This window comes from Deltaproteobacteria bacterium (genome assembly GCA_009929795.1).
Taxonomy (GTDB): domain Bacteria; phylum Desulfobacterota; class Desulfovibrionia; order Desulfovibrionales; family Desulfomicrobiaceae; genus RZZR01.
The window spans coordinates 1-14,903 of record RZZR01000017.1; the positions used below are offsets into that span (position 1 = coordinate 1).

A 14,903-nucleotide genomic window follows, 5' to 3' on the forward strand; every position below is an offset into this window, starting at 1 on the left:
GCCATGAACAGGGCCGCCGGCACGCCCTTGTCCGAGACGTCGCCCACCGAGAAGAATAGATGGTTCTCGTCCATGAGGAAAAAGTCGTAGAGGTCCCCCCCAACATGCTTGGCCGACACCAGGGTGGCAAAAATGTCGAACTCGCTCCGATCCGGAAATGGAGGAAAGCTCTTGGGAAGAAAATTCATCTGGATGTTACGGGCGATCTTGAGCTCGCTCTCGATGCGCTCGTTGGCCTTGGTGGTCTCCGTCAGGTTGGTGATGTATTCCTTGAGAGCCACCCGCATCGAGTCCACCGAACTCGATAATTGCCCGACCTCGTCATTGACCCGAATCTCGGGCAAACGCACGTCCAGATTGCCCTTAGCGATCTCCGTGGTCGCTCCCACAAGGGACCGCAGAGGCTGGGTGATGGTCCTGGCGATGGCCACGACAACGAGGAAAAGAATGGCGAATCCAGTTGCCCCGATGAAGAGCACAGTCCGGTTCAGGGAGACGATGTCTCCGTAGAGTTCATCCTTGGGGATCATCACCCCCACGGACCAGCCCGTGGAGGGCACCGGAGCGAAATAGAGGAGCGACTCCCGACCGGTGTGTACGCTGATGAACTCGGCAAAGCCCTCTGCGCCGCGGATCATGTCCCGCCCGATCCTCCGCAAATCGATCAGGCTCATTTCCTCGGCCACACTGAACACGCTCTGAGTCATGATTCGCTCCCGGTCAGGATGGGCCACGAACGTTCCGGCCCGGCTGATCAGGAAGGCATACCCCGAATCGAACAACGACACGCCCGAAATGATCTGGACCAGGCCCTCCAGGGAGACATCGGCCGTGACCACACCCTGAAAAATTCGACCCTCCGTCGTTTGGCGGTAAAAAGGCACCGAACAGGTGGACATGAGGATATCGCCTCCGCCCTCATCAAAATATGGCTCGCTCCAAACGTGCCTCTCTAGATATCTGGGGATGGCATACCAATCCCAGTGAAAGTACTGGTAGGACTCCACGCCCAGATCGGCAAAGGCCAAGCCTCCGCTATCGTCCCGGTAAAAGTAGGGGGCGAAATATTTCCGCTCAGGATCCATGGCGTAGGGTTCGAAGGCCGCTGTGGAACCGAAGATGTCCGGGCTGGCGGCCACCATTTCTTCGATCATGGGGAGCAGGGATTCCTTGGAAGGCTGCTCCCTCTCCAGACGCAAGGCCACGTAGCGGGGAATCTGTTCCACACCATGCAGAGTGGTCTCAAGACGGTGGACCAGGGACTGGGTCAGGTTGGCGGCGTTTTCTTGAACATTTTTCAGGACCAGGACCTTGGAGGATCGGTAGTTGTAAGCAAAAGCGGCCACAAAAACCAATGTCGTGCTGGTCAGAACGAACAGGGCCAGCCGAAAGGAGAGGCGCTGCTTTCTAGTCGATGCTTGGACGGGGGTCATAAAAAATCCGGTGGGCTGTGATGTCGGTGATGCTGCCGGACTCGAACAACTCGGTCGCGACGAACTCGTATTCATCCATTTCAAGCAATCCCATGGGTTTGTCGGATTCAGGCGGCAGGATAACGTCTCGCATTCGATCGAGCATCCACTTCTGGTGGACCCGGTTGGTAGGAAGATTGGCCTGCCTGACCCTTTCCATGACCGCATCCAGAGCCTCCTCGGGATGGTCGAAGGCGTACCTCCATCCCTCCAGCGATGCCTGGACAAAGGCCCGGACCAGGGTGGGGTCGTTCAGAGCCAGATTTTCAAGACAATACAGTCCGTCCTCCGGAAAATTGAGTCCGTAATCGGCCAGGAGGAAGGTGGTCAATTCACTTTCGTCCAGCCCTGAATTGAGGATCGTATGGTATTCGTTGTACCACATGGCCGAGGCTGCATCCACCCCGCCCATCAGGAAAAGGTTCAGGGAGTAGCCCTGGGGTACGACCTCCACATCAAGGTGCAGCCTCCGAAGAAAGGCCAGGGGCTGGGCCGAAAATTCCGGCCAGACGGAGATCCGCCGACCGCGCAGATCTATGGGAGAAAGCACCCCGCTCGACTTTTTAGCCACCAACATCAAGGCCGAGCGCTGAACGATCTGTCCGACATTGACCACCGGCACACCCTGGGAGCGAAGAATGAGCGCCCTGGACAGAAACAGGGAGGCGAACTCGGCCTCCCCCTTTGCCAAGGCCTCGCTGGCCGGGTTGTCCGGACCGCCGCGGAGGATCTCCACATCCAGCCCATGTCTCTCGTACATGCCGTTGTCCTTGGCCACGAAGTACCCGGCGAACTGGGCCTGCGGCGACCAATGGGGAATGAACCGGACCAATCGGACTTCCTGGGCCTGACCGGACGAACATAGAAGAAGCAGGCAGCCCATGCTCAGGAAAAGCGAAGCCAACCTGACCCGAAATGAAATTGGAAAAAGCACTGAATCGTCGATCATTGGAAGCCATCCACCTGTGTCGAAAAATTGGGGGAAAACCTGTTTGGCGAATCCCGTTGAGGAATGACCCATGCCCGGATATTCGTCAAGGAGGGTCTCGGAACCGGGTATGGGTCGCCTGCGGATTATCAGATCGGAAAAAATTTACTTGATCATTGGGCGATTCGGTACTTATGACCCGGCCAATCCGCCGGGCGAAGGGCCCGGCCGAAATCATTTCCGCCTGGAGGCCCGGTCATGGACATCAGGGACGATGACGTCCTGTTTTCGGACATCAAGCTGGACCCGAACACATTCTACTTTCTGTACATCGGCGAAATCAAAACCGACTGTCTGAACCAATTCGTCAGGGAGTCACTCTCCAAAATCCACGGTCAATCCTTCGATTTCATCTCCATCCTCCCCGATGTCCTGGAGTCCTATCCCCACAAGAACACCATGGTCATCAACCCCATGGCCCGGGAGCTGTTCCGGGAGAAAAAACGTAAAGTCAGCTTCCGCATACCCTACCGGACCTTCGCCTCCCTGGTTTCGGCCTCCGAAACCGTCAACGAACTGATTAGGCAACTCCTGGACCGGCAGGGCCACGTCTTCATCCACGTCTTCGAGTCCGTACCGGAACTGAGCCTGGCCCTCATTCCTGGGGTTCGCATCCTGGGACCCAGCGGCCACATCGCCAATATCTGGAACAACAAGCTCTACCAATTGCAGCGTCTCAAGGGCGTGGCCCCCATCATCAGCTACCGGGTCTGTCAGGACGCCGGACAGATGCTGGACGAGGCCCGGGAGCTGTGGGGCGAATGGCGGTCGGGAATCTTCGTCAGCCAGCCCTACTCGGCCGCCGGGGTCAACAGCTTCGTGGCCATGAACCAGGGGGAGATCGAGTCCAAGGCCGCACATCTGCGTGGCAAGTTCTTCATCAGCCGCTACATACCACACGTGGCCGACCCCACGGTCCTAGGCGTCGTGGCCAACAGTCAGGACGTCTTCATCGCCGCCATCGCCGACCAGGAAATTCAGGACGGCAACAAGTTCCGCGGATCAACCTTTCCCTCGGTCCTGGCCCGGGAAACCCAGGAGGAACTTCGAGAAATCACCCGCCGCGTCGGCCAGGTCATGGGCCGCAGCGGCTACCGGGGCATCTTTGGGTGCGACTACATCGTCGACCAAGAGGGCCGAATCTTCTTCGTGGAGGTCAATGCCCGCAAGCAGGGTACGACCATGGAGATGTGCTGCACCCTGGAGAACGCCCTGCCCGCCGAGACCCCGGGACTCCTGGAACTCGAGTACCATGCCGTCATGTTCGACCGCTTCCCCGAGAACAAAATGGAAATCAAGGAGGCTCTGAACGGGATCTTCTGGCGGACCTACAACTACAAACTCGAACACGAGGCCGAAACCGACCATATCGTCCCCGTGGATGAGGACGAGCGGACCCTGTTCCGCCAAGTTGTCTCCAACGGCCAGGAACACGGCGTCATCGTTGTCGAACACGTCGGCGGCAAGCAGGCCGTGCTCCCGGGCACGTTTCTGGGCCGGGTCGTGGCCGTGGCCCGGGACAGGGCCACGCTCGACGAGGACATCCGCCTAGGTATCGAACAGCTGAACGAATCCATTTTCAAACACACCCAAACATCCACCAAGGACGAAACGTTATGAACAATGCACCAAGCCCCGCCATGGACGATTTCACCACGGACCTCTTCGAGGATCTCTTCGACTCTGGAAAGGAAGGAACACCTCCCGACGAGGAGCGCCAAGCCGTGACCACTCTGCTCGAACAAGCCAAAGCTCAAGGTTTGACCGGTCCGATCGTCGAACTCTTTTCCACGCTTGAACGCATCCGGATCGAACAGGGATGGACCCCGGAACAACTGGGCATTACCCGAAACGAACTGGAAACTCTGGCCTCCACCCATGCAGGGATGGACGAGCACGGTGTGACCATTGGAGGACGGGTCAGCCGGGCCCTGCCCATTGTCCAGCAGGCCGGGGAACGGATAGCCGAATACCTCGAACACCACGCCTCGGAGGCCCCGAGCGGCATCGAGGTCTGGGACCGCATCCTTGAGAACCAGGCTCGGATCAAAAAAGCCCTGGGCATGGCCGAGGACGACTGGAACTCCTTTTCAGGCCAACTGCGCCACGCCATCGAGGATGTCGACACCCTGGCTCAGATCGTCGATCTACCCAAAAAAGCCATTGAGGACGTCCGCCGGGTCACCAAGAGCTACCGCATGCGGCTGACCCCCTACTATGCGAGTCTCATCCTTCCCGGCCAGGTCAATGACCCGGTTCTTCTCCAGTCGGTGCCCACTGGCGAGATGGTCGACAACGCCGGCATCGAGATACCTCCGGTGGCCGCCGACCATTCCCCGGCCAGGCTCGTCGACCAATTCTACCCCCGGGTGCTGACCATCAAGGCCACGAACATGTGCGCCATGTACTGCACCCATTGCCTGCGCATCGCCCATATCGGGGCCAAGGACCGCGTCTACGGCAAGGAGGCCTACGGCGAGGCCTTGGACTACATCCGTGCCCATCAAGAAATCCGGGACGTCCTCGTTACCGGAGGGGACAGCTTTGTCCTGCCCAACTCCATGATCGAGTGGCTCCTGGCCGAACTGGACGGCATCGACCACGTTCGGCTAAAACGCCTGGGCACCCGCATCCCGGTGACCACTCCCCAGCGCGTCGATATCGAGCTTCTGGACATCCTGGAGGCCAGCAACGATCGAAAGCCGGTCCGCGTGGTCACCCAGATCAATACGGCCCAGGAGATCACCCCGGTTTCCAAGTCCGCCTTCCAGGCCCTGTCCAAACGGGTCTTCGCCGTCATGAACCAAGCCGTGCTTTTGAAGGGCATCAACGACTCCCAGGTCAAGATGTGGAAGCTCTGCGAAACCATCCAGGAGGCCTACGTCCGGCCGTACTACGTCTTCAACTGCAGCTACCGAAACCCCCAGTTCAAGCATCTTCGGGTCCCGGTGGATGTCGGTCAGCGCATCGTTGAAAGCATGTACGGAAACATCTCCGGCGACGCCATTCCCCGCTACATCGCCACGGCCGGAGGCAAAATCCCTCTGCACCGAACCAACATCCTCGGTCGCAAGGATGGCCACGTTCGCATGCAGAAGCCCTGGAGCAAGGAAAAGGAACGGGTTATGTACCCTGACGCCGATCCCACAGAGTACGCCAGCCAGGACTTCGGCTTCGCCAAATATGTAAAATGAAGGACTAGGCCATGCACGACGCCATCCTGTCCTTTCTCGAACCCTGTCGAGGCGAGGCCCTGAGTTTACTGAAGCTGCTGGTCGAGATACAGAGCGGCAGCCGAAACAAGGCCGGCGTGGATTGCATGGCCCGGGAGATGGCCCAGGCACTGGAAACCCTGCTCCCTGAGGTCCGGATTCTGCCCTTTGCCGACCACGGCGACATGGTCCAGGCCCAGACTAGGGCAGCGGCCAAAGGGGAGCGGGGCCTGGTTCTTGTCGGCCACATGGATACAGTCTTTCCCGAAGAGACGACTTTCACAGAATTCCGAAAAGAAGGCCCCCACTGCCACGGACCCGGCGTCTATGATATGAAGGGCGGGCTGATCGTGGCCCTCTACGCTCTGAAGGCCCTGGAAAGTCTCGGCCTTCTGCAAACCATGCCCGTGACTATGCTCTGCAACTCCGACGAGGAGATCGGATCCCCGGCCTCCAGGCCCTGGATTGAGGACCAGTCACGTGGAGCATTGGCCGCCCTCGTCTTTGAAGGCGGGGGGCTAAGCCGCGAGGTGGTCACCGGCCGTAAAGGCCGCAAGGGCCTTGTCCTGACCGTCCGGGGCCAGGCCGGTCACGCGGCCAAGGGAGGGCCCAAGGCCAACGCTGTTTTGGAAATGGCCCACACCATCATCGCCCTGGAGGCCTTGAACGACAGCTGGGACATCACCCTGAACGTCGGCCGGGTCGAAGGAGGCATCGGGCCGAACACGGTCCCGGAACTGGCCACGGCCGACGTGGACGTCAGATTTCTGAATCCCGAGGGCCAGAACCGGGTGAAAAAAGCCCTGGATATCATTGCCGCTACAAGGACCGTGCCCGGAACCGATGCCCAGCTGTCCATTGTCTCCGGCCGCCCGCCCATGCCCCAAACCGATGCCAACCGCCGCCTGTACGCCATTGCCCGGGAACAGGCCCTACATTTCGGCTATGAGCTTCCGGAAGAACTCCGATCCGGAGTCTCCGACGCCAACTTCATCGCTGCCCTCGGGGTTCCAGTCCTCGACGGACTAGGGCCCATGGGCGACATGGACCACAGCGACCGGGAATACATCCTCACCGACAGCCTTCTGGAGCGGGCGGCCCTTACCGCAGCGACCTTGGCCGCCATCTGGAACCCCAACACGGCCAAGTAATTGCCAGCCCCTCCGGTTTGACAATCTTGGGCATCTTCGGCATATCTGGGCGGTAAAGTTGAGTCGGATTCCTTTCATTTGTAACTGCTTTTTCGCTGGAGGTGTGATCATGGTTGGAAGAAAATGGCTTGTTGCCCTGGCTGTAGCCCTCAGTTTTGCCCTGTCCGCTCCCCAGGCCATGGCCAAGCAGGACATTCTGTTCGGCGGTGCGTCCATTACCGGAGTCTACTATCAGGTGGCCCTACAGATCAGTAATATCATGAACAAACACATGGGCGATGCCTACAACTACATCGGCCGGCCCACGGGCGGTTCGGTCTTTAACATCAACGCCCTTGACCGAGGGGCCTTCGACTTCGCCGTGGCTCAGTCCGACCGCAATTGGCAGGGGTACAACGGCGCCGCCGACTGGGAAGGCAAGCCTGTCGCCGGCCTTCGCAGCGTCTTCAGCATGCACCCCGAGACGGTTCTCTTGGTCACCCGTCAAGACGCCGGAATCAAAAACGTCCCCGATCTGAAGGGAAAGCGGGTCAACATCGGCAACCCCGGCTCCGGCCAGAGGGGCAACGCCGAGGACGTCCTGCGCATCTACGGCCTTGACTTCAACAAGGATTTTAGCGCCGAGGCCCTGCAGCAGGCCGAGGCATCTAGGGCCCTGGTTGACCAGAAGATCGACGCCTTCTTCTTCACCGTCGGCAATCCCAGCGCGGCCATTGAGGAACCGGCCCAATCCATCGAACTCGGCATCGTGCCCATCAACTCTGACGCCATTAAGAAATTCGTTGCCGACCACCCCTACTACATCATGACCAAGATTCCCGCCGGTGTGTACAAGGGTGTCGACAAGGACGTCGAGACCTACGCCGTCACTGCCACGGTTGTCACCAACGAGTCCGTGCCCGAGCAGGTGGTCTACGACATGGCCAAGACCGTGTTCGAAAACCTGGCCGAGCTTCAGGCCTCCCACGCCGCCTTCAAGCATCTGAACCCCAAGGAGATGCTCGGCGGTCTTTCCGCTCCGCTCCATCCCGGGGCCGTGAAGTACTACAAGGAAAAGGGCTGGATGTAATCGCCAGCCGTCAAGACAAAGGGGCCCATGGGCCCCTTTGTCTTTTCAAGGGAACACGTACTTTTTCCTCACCACTTCGCCGGATACGAGGATGTTCTTATGACCGATCTGGAAACCAGCACCCGAAAAGATACCACTTCTGACTCGAATGCCGACGGCAGTCTGCGCAAGGCCGCCGAAGACATGGTGGCCATGGTCGAGGCCGGGGCCAGAGAGCCCAAAAACCGGTTCGCGGCCGGCTTCATCACGCTTCTATGCCTAAGCTGGTCTGGATTTCAGCTGTATCTGGCCTATCAACCGATGAACTCGCACATCGCCAGGGCTTGGCATCTGGGCTTTGCCATCTGCCTGGCTTTTCTGGCCTACCCGGCCTTCAAACAGATGAGCCCGCCCATGTGGGTAACCTGGACCCAGAAGGTTCTCCCGAATTTCGCCCGCCGCTCCATCAGGACATACATTCCCATCTACGACATCATCTTCGCCGTCCTGGCCACAGCCGGAGCCCTGTACATCTGGTGGGATTACAACGAACTCATCTACCGCCAGGGACTACCCAACCAGACCGACATCTGGATGGGCATCATCCTGATCGTGCTTCTGCTTGAGGCTGCCCGCCGCTCCCTTGGTCCGGCCCTGGCCATCCTGGCCCTTGTCTTCCTGGTCTACACCGTGGCCGGACCGTACTTGCCCGAAGTGCTCCGGCATCGCGGTGTACCGCTGGATTTCATCATCAGCGACATGTACCTGACCACCACCGGCATCTTCGGCGTGCCCCTGGGCGTGTCAACGGACTTTGTCTTTCTTTTTGTCCTCTTCGGGGCCCTGCTGGACCGGGCTGGAGGAGGAAAATACTTCATCGACGTGGCATTCTCGGCCCTGGGCACCTTCCGAGGCGGCCCGGCCAAGGCCGCGGTCATGGCCTCGGGCCTGACCGGCCTGGTCTCGGGTTCCTCTATCGCCAACACCGTCACCACCGGGACCTTCACAATCCCCTTGATGAAGAAAGTCGGATTCCCGGCCTACAAGGCCGCAGCCGTGGAGGTCGCAGCCTCCACCAATGGCCAGCTCATGCCGCCCATCATGGGAGCGGCGGCCTTCATCATGGCCGAGATCATCGGCATTCCCTACCTGGACGTTGTCCGGGCAGCTATCATCCCCGCCCTGATTTCCTACCTGGCCCTCTTCTATGTCGTCCACATCGAATCTCTGAAATTGGGCATCAAGGCCATCCCCCGGGAGCAACTCCCTCCTTTCTGGAAAACATTCCTGCACGGGACCCATTTCATCATCCCCCTGGCCGTGCTCATCTACTACCTGGTCATCCTGCGACGTTCCCCGGTCACCTCGGCCCTTCTGGCCGTGGAAAGCCTGACCGTCATCATGCTCATCCAGCGGCCGGTAATCGCCTTTCTGGCCCTCGGAGCCCATCGCCGGGCCGGGACCCTCGACCCGAACGTCAATGTCAAGGCCTTCATCGCCAAGGCCGCCTGGGAAGGTGTCAAGGACATCTGGAACGGAATGATCATGGGCGCGAGGAACATGATCTCCGTGGGCGTGGCCACGGCCACGGCCGGCATCATCGTCGGCGTGGTGACCATCACCGGACTGGTTGGCCGATTCATCACCCTGATCGACACCATCTCCATGGGCAATGTGGTCCTCATGCTCATCTTCACGGCCATGACCAGCCTGATCCTGGGCATGGGCATGCCGACCACGGCCAACTACATCATCATGGCCACCCTCACGGCCCCGGTCATCGTCCAGTTGGGGACCGACGCCGGGCTCATCTTCCCGATCATCGCCGCCCACCTCTTCGTATTCTATTTCGGCATCCTGGCCGACGACACTCCACCCGTGGGCTTGGCGGCCTACGCCGGGGCGGCCATCGCCAGATCGGATCCCATCAAGACCGGGTTGCAGGGATTCTCATACGACCTGCGTACGGCCATCCTGCCTTTCATCTTTCTGTTCAACACCGACCTTTTGATGATCTCCGGAGTGACCGAGACCGGAGGCATCATCTGGGTGGACGACTACGTCCACATCGCCTGGATCTTCTTCTCGGGCCTCATCGCCATGTTCGCCTTTGCCTCGGCCGTCCAAGGCTGGCTGGTCACGGGATGCAACTGGCTCGAGCGCCTCTTTCTTCTGGCCGTCTGCGCGACCTCCTTCCGCCCTGGCGTATTTGCCGAATATCTCCCCCTTGACCGGCTCGGCATGCAGATTTTCGGAGTGGCCATGTTCTTCGCCCTTTACGCCTGGCAGAAGGTCCGGGCCAAAAGGCAGAAGGAACTCGTCCAGAAGTACTTCAAACCGAAACAAAGACCATGAGGTAAACCATGTACAAGCGCATCCTCGTTCCCATCGACCTGCAGGAACCCGATGATCGGGCCAGATGCATCGGACTGGACAGAGCCCTTGAACTCTGCCGCCTCTACAAGGCCCAGCTCTATGTCCTGACGGTTGTCCCCGACATGGGCATGCCCATCGTGGCCAACTACTTTCCCTCCGACACCGGAGACAAGATTGTCGCCGACGCCGAAACCATGCTCCACGAGATGATCGGGGTCTACATTCCTGATGACATCGACGTGAACTACCTGGTCGCCCAGGGCTCAGTCTATCGCCGCATTCTGCGCATGGCGGAAAAAATATCTGCTGACCTGATCATCATGCCCGCCCATCGCCTGAAGCTCCAGGATTATCTCCTGGGCACGAATACGGCCAAGGTCGTTCGCCACGCCCAATGTTCGGTGCTGGTGGTCCGCTACGAGGCCGAAGAATCCTGCATGATCATCTGCCCGGGCGGCAAAGGTGGTGCTGTGTCCTGATCAGGACGAGCGACAGAAAGGAAAGGGGCGGACCGGCCTTGACCGGCCCGCCGAAGGTCAGGCCGGAGAGACCGGCCCGATCAGAGATTTATACCAGACGTTCATGCTCTCCAGACTCCCCCCGATCTGGGTGTTGTTGAGCAACGTCCCGCCATGTTCGTAACCGGCCCGGGCGAAAACGATGTTCATCCCCGGGCTCTGGGCCCGGGCGATGGTGTAGGCCGTAAGGACTTCCTCTTCCCTCGCATCCATCTCCATCCGAGTCAGCAGAGCCCCTGCCGCGCCTTTTCCGCGCCATTTCGGCCTGGTCGCGAAATCTGTCATTTCGGCGCATCTCCACGACCTGTCCAGCTCCGCCGAGGCCGCGGCCGCCAGTCTGCCCCTGTCATCATGGATGCCGAAGAAAATCACGTCCGACCCCATGGCCTTTGCCAGCCAGTCCGGGTCAAAGATGGGGAACGGATAGGAATCGAAAACCGAGGCGTACAAGTTGGCCAGGGATTCGCAATCCGTGGGCCCCAACTTGACCACCCGGCCGGGTGACGGCTTGCCTGCCTTTTGAACCAAAACGTTCTCAGTCAATTCCAGGATCTTCTCGATCTGCCTGCCGTTTTCCGTCTCAGCCCTGCCCTTTTCCCTGTACTTGCTCATGAAGCATCCATTGGACCGTCCCCGGAACATCCCAGGCACAAAAGCCTCGCGAGTGAATCCCTGGGCCTCGAATTCTACTGCGGCATGGCCGGGAACCCGGGCGAACAATTTGGTGTACCCGTGCCTGCGGCCAAGGGCCTCTATCCGGTCGATGATCCCGGGCATATCGTTCCGGTCGAGCTTCATGAGATAGACCCTATCGTTGACCGGTCCATGCTGGACCACGGAATTTCCGAATCGCTCGATGGTATCAGGCCGCATCGTTCCGCCGCTCCATCCGCTCGGTGTTCTCCGGGGTCAAGCTGGTGGTATCGTCCCAATCGGACAGGAGTTTCTCGATCCCGATGGCCTGCTCCTCCGCGTCGGCTTCCATAAGCTGCAGATTGCAGTCGTTGCAGTTGCGGTCGCAAAAGTTGGCCTCGTAGGCATCGGGTTCATTGTAGGCCGTGATGACGCCCTCGTAGTTTCGCAGCACCACCTTGTTCGTCCCCCACGACAGGATGTAGTTGGGCATGACCGGAATCTTGCCTCCACCGCCCGGTGCGTCAACCACATAGGTGGGCACGGAAAATCCGCTGGTATGTCCGCGAAGGCTTTCCATGATCTCCATTCCCTTGCTGATGGGGGTCCTGAAATGGGTCAGGCCCTCAGAAAGATCACATTGATAGAGATAATAGGGTCGGACCCGGCTCCGAACCAGTTTGTGGTTCAGGGTCTTCATCAGTCTGGGGCAATCGTTGACCCCGGCCAGGAGCACGCTCTGATTGCCCAGGGGAATGCCGGCGTCGGCCAGTTTGGCCAGAGCGCGCCTCGAAGAGTCCGTCAGTTCGCGAGGATGGTTGAAATGGGTGTTGATCCACAATGGATGGTGCTTTTTGAGAATATCCACCAGATCGTCGGTGATGCGGTAGGGCAGGACCACAGGCATTCGGGTCCCGATGCGGACGACCTCCACGTGCTCGATGGCCCGAACCTCGGCCAGAAGCCAGTCCAGTATCTCGTCGGACAACATGAGTGGATCGCCCCCTGACAAAAGAACGTCACGGACCTGTGGGGTCTGTCTGATGTATTCCAGTCCCTGCTTCAAATCGGACCTGGATGGGGTCGAGTCCATGTCCCCGACCTTGCGCTTTCTCGTGCAATGCCGGCAATACATGGAGCAGGTGTTGCTGACGTGGAAAAGGACCCGGTCCGGATATCGATGGGTCAGGCCCGGAACCGGGCTGTCGGTATCCTCGTGCAGCGGATCGGTCATGTCGTTCCGGCCGATCTTCAATTCCTCCGGACTGGGGAATGATTGCCGGAAAATCGGGTCCTGTTCGTAGCTGTCGACGTCGATGAGCGAGGCATAGTACGGGGTCACCGACATGGGAAACTTGTCCGTCGTCCGCGAGGCAAGAGCCTTGGTCCGCTCGGAGAAATCGATTCCCAGAACCTTCTCAAAAGCGTCCAAGCTCTTGATGGCATGCCGGATATGCCATTTCCAGTTCGTCCAATCCGAGGGTGAAGTCCGAGGTCCTCCGTCACCCTCTGTTCTTTGCCTGTGTCTGACATATTGATTCAAACCGCCTCCTTGTTCGGGGTTGCTCACGCCTTCGTGCCTACCGGACTCAGAGTCTGGCCGTTGTATCGGAAGGCTGGCGGACCGAATCCCCTTCGGTCCGTCCTCAATCGCCATTCTTGTGATGCCTTGGGATGGTAAGCGGCTGAAGAAATTGGAGGCAAGGGGAAATTGCGGGTATTTTTCGGGTATTTCACCCTACCCGCCTTCGACCATTTTTAAAAGGGAACGGAGATTGGCTCGGCCTATGCCTTGACCGAAAACTTCTCCATGAACAGCTTCTCTGCTTCTGAGGTCCCGATCAAGACCATCTCGTCGTCGTGTTCGAGGACCATGGCCGGATTCGGGTTGACGGTCACCACGTCTTGGCGTTTCACGGCCACGACGCTACACCCGGTTTCCTCCCTGATCTTGACCTCCATCAGGGACTTGTTCTCCAGGCCGGTGTTCAAGGGAGCCCGGAAGATGTTCAGTCCCTCCGAAAGCATGAGCATCTTCTGGGGCTGCAGAAGATTGGTGATGGTCGCCGTCACCAGGGAACTGTAGGACATGACCAAGTTTGCTCCGGCCCGGTGCAAAGTGTTGATGTTCCGATCCAGACTGGCCCGGCTGATGATCTGGACGTCCGGCCTGAGCCGCCGGCAATAGATGGTCAGGTAGATGTTCAAGTTGTCGTCGTGGGTGGTGATGATGATGGACGGCGTTTCCCGTATCCCGGCCTTGACCAGAACGTCTAGATCGCCCGCATTGCCCTGGATGATGTTGGAGTCCTGCGCGGCGATGACCGGCTTCTTCTCCACCACCCGATAGTCGATGTCCCGCTCCCGCAGGGACTCGGCCACGGCCCTGCCCACCCGGCCTCCGCCCAGGACCAGGACCGGACCGTCATTGGGCGTGGCGTCGACATTGACCGCGACGGATCGGTCGAACCGGGCGAGCTGTTCCTCAGTCCCGGCCATGACCAGAACCGTGGCCTCCCCCATGAGCGTGTCCGGAGTCGGCGGCAAAAACTTTCCCTCTTCCCAGGTTCCGACGACCGTGACCCCGGTCTTTTCCCGCAGATGGCTCTGCGCCAGGGTCAGGCCATGAAGCCAGGTCCGCATAACCGGGGCCTCGGCAATGACCAGCTCATCGAACCGCCCGATGACGTTGGCCTTCATGTCCACACCCAGAACCCGCCGGGCCAGGGACCGCCCGAGCATCTTGGTGAACTGGAAGACGTGGGTGCTGCCGGCCAGCTTCAGAATGTCCAGGGACTCGTCGGCGTCGGCGTTGCTTACCGTGGTCACGACGTCGCTGATCTCCCTGATGGTATAGACGATGTTCGTGCTGAAAATGTCCTCGTTCAAAACCACGACCATGGCCGCCCGGTCCACTCGCAATCGCTTGTAGGTCTCGGGGTCGTCCAGTTCCCCCATCACGACCCGGAAGCCCTGGTCGTGCTGATCCAGGGCGACCTGCAATTCCGGCGTGACCAGCACATGCTTGATGCCGTACTGTTTCAGCTTATCAATCAGATTGATGGTCACGGCATCGAAATGGGTGAAGATCACATGCCCGGAGATCTCTTCCGGCAATATTCTGGGAATCCGGGCCTTGTTCTGTTCCTCCAGCCACGGGGCGTAGAAAAATTGAATAAAGGTGAAGGGGAGCATGATAAGCAGGAAAACGACTCCGCTCAATAAAACGACGATCGAAAAAATTTTTCCCAGGTCGCTCGTAAAAGTGATGTCCCCGAAGCCCAAGGTCGACATGGTCGTCAGGGTCCAATAAAAACCGGTGATCCATGAATAGTTCCGGCCTTCGTAGACCATGATCAGATGAAAAAGGACGCTGTAGGCGACAAAGAGGGAAAGCAGCACCCAGAGAAAACGAACCAGGAGCCGGATGTTGGTCCTTGTCTTGCCAAGCCTGAGCAGCAGGGAGAGCTGGGTGGCCATGGTCTTCATCGACTCGATCCTCCTG

At 59.2% G+C, this 14,903-nt stretch carries 11 protein-coding genes; 6 read left to right on the forward strand and 5 right to left on the reverse strand.

Features of this window, described 5'->3' with window-relative positions; translation table 11 throughout:
- The coding region (locus tag EOM25_03545) for a HAMP domain-containing protein (protein ID NCC24264.1) at positions 1 to 1,508 on the reverse strand (1,508 nt) is incomplete at its 3' end.
- The gene (locus EOM25_03550; protein NCC24265.1) at positions 1,408 to 2,421 is read right to left on the reverse strand and encodes an ABC transporter substrate-binding protein; all 1,014 of its coding nucleotides are present in this window, start codon (positions 2,419 to 2,421) and stop codon (positions 1,408 to 1,410) included. The genes EOM25_03550 and EOM25_03545, both read right to left, overlap by 101 nt.
- Before the next feature lie 237 nt (positions 2,422 to 2,658).
- Between EOM25_03550 and EOM25_03555 the strand changes: the two genes are divergently transcribed.
- From EOM25_03555 to EOM25_03580, 6 genes are all read left to right on the forward strand, one after another.
- Positions 2,659 to 4,080, forward strand: a complete 1,422-nt coding sequence (locus tag EOM25_03555) for an ATP-grasp domain-containing protein (GenBank protein NCC24266.1) — start codon at positions 2,659 to 2,661, stop codon at positions 4,078 to 4,080.
- On the forward strand, positions 4,077 to 5,654 hold the full coding sequence (locus EOM25_03560; GenBank protein ID NCC24267.1) for a KamA family radical SAM protein: 1,578 nt from the start codon (positions 4,077 to 4,079) through the stop codon (positions 5,652 to 5,654). Before EOM25_03555 ends, EOM25_03560 begins: the two co-directional genes overlap by 4 nt.
- Before the next feature lie 11 nt (positions 5,655 to 5,665).
- Positions 5,666 to 6,823, forward strand: a complete 1,158-nt coding sequence (locus EOM25_03565) for a M20 family peptidase (GenBank protein NCC24268.1) — start codon at positions 5,666 to 5,668, stop codon at positions 6,821 to 6,823.
- Positions 6,824 to 6,932: 109 nt separating this feature from the next.
- A complete protein-coding gene (locus EOM25_03570; protein ID NCC24269.1) occupies positions 6,933 to 7,892 on the forward strand; it encodes a TAXI family TRAP transporter solute-binding subunit in 960 nt (319 codons plus the stop codon).
- Positions 7,893 to 7,991: 99 nt separating this feature from the next.
- Positions 7,992 to 10,226 (forward strand): TRAP transporter permease, encoded by a 2,235-nt coding sequence (locus EOM25_03575; GenBank protein NCC24270.1) that lies wholly within the window; start codon positions 7,992 to 7,994, stop codon positions 10,224 to 10,226.
- A gap of 8 nt (positions 10,227 to 10,234) precedes the next feature.
- On the forward strand, positions 10,235 to 10,726 hold the full coding sequence (locus EOM25_03580) for a universal stress protein (GenBank protein NCC24271.1): 492 nt from the start codon (positions 10,235 to 10,237) through the stop codon (positions 10,724 to 10,726).
- Between the two features lie 57 nt (positions 10,727 to 10,783).
- Here the strand turns inward: EOM25_03580 and ablB are convergent, their stop codons facing one another.
- From ablB to EOM25_03595, 3 genes are all read right to left on the reverse strand, one after another.
- Positions 10,784 to 11,638, reverse strand: a complete 855-nt coding sequence (ablB, locus tag EOM25_03585) for a putative beta-lysine N-acetyltransferase (GenBank protein NCC24272.1) — start codon at positions 11,636 to 11,638, stop codon at positions 10,784 to 10,786.
- Positions 11,628 to 13,055, reverse strand: coding sequence for a lysine 2,3-aminomutase (ablA, locus tag EOM25_03590; protein ID NCC24273.1), 1,428 nt, complete (start codon positions 13,053 to 13,055; stop codon positions 11,628 to 11,630). The genes ablB and ablA overlap by 11 nt, the downstream gene beginning before the upstream one ends.
- A gap of 128 nt (positions 13,056 to 13,183) precedes the next feature.
- On the reverse strand, positions 13,184 to 14,887 hold the full coding sequence (locus tag EOM25_03595) for a potassium channel protein (protein ID NCC24274.1): 1,704 nt from the start codon (positions 14,885 to 14,887) through the stop codon (positions 13,184 to 13,186).
- Positions 14,888 to 14,903: the final 16 nt, after the last annotated feature.

Bases quoted from the DNA above. Each gene is read 5' to 3' on its own strand.
- EOM25_03565 (NCC24268.1), top strand. From the start codon at position 5,666: ATGCACGACGCCATCCTGTCCTTTCTCGAACCCTGTCGAGGCGAGGCC.
- ablA (NCC24273.1), bottom strand. From the start codon at position 13,055: ATGGCGATTGAGGACGGACCGAAGGGGATTCGGTCCGCCAGCCTTCCG.
- EOM25_03560 (NCC24267.1), top strand. From the start codon at position 4,077: ATGAACAATGCACCAAGCCCCGCCATGGACGATTTCACCACGGACCTC.
- EOM25_03595 (NCC24274.1), bottom strand. From the start codon at position 14,887: ATGAAGACCATGGCCACCCAGCTCTCCCTGCTGCTCAGGCTTGGCAAG.
- EOM25_03555 (NCC24266.1), top strand. From the start codon at position 2,659: ATGGACATCAGGGACGATGACGTCCTGTTTTCGGACATCAAGCTGGAC.
- EOM25_03570 (NCC24269.1), top strand. From the start codon at position 6,933: ATGGTTGGAAGAAAATGGCTTGTTGCCCTGGCTGTAGCCCTCAGTTTT.
- EOM25_03575 (NCC24270.1), top strand. From the start codon at position 7,992: ATGACCGATCTGGAAACCAGCACCCGAAAAGATACCACTTCTGACTCG.
- ablB (NCC24272.1), bottom strand. From the start codon at position 11,638: ATGCGGCCTGATACCATCGAGCGATTCGGAAATTCCGTGGTCCAGCAT.
- EOM25_03580 (NCC24271.1), top strand. From the start codon at position 10,235: ATGTACAAGCGCATCCTCGTTCCCATCGACCTGCAGGAACCCGATGAT.
- EOM25_03550 (NCC24265.1), bottom strand. From the start codon at position 2,421: ATGATCGACGATTCAGTGCTTTTTCCAATTTCATTTCGGGTCAGGTTG.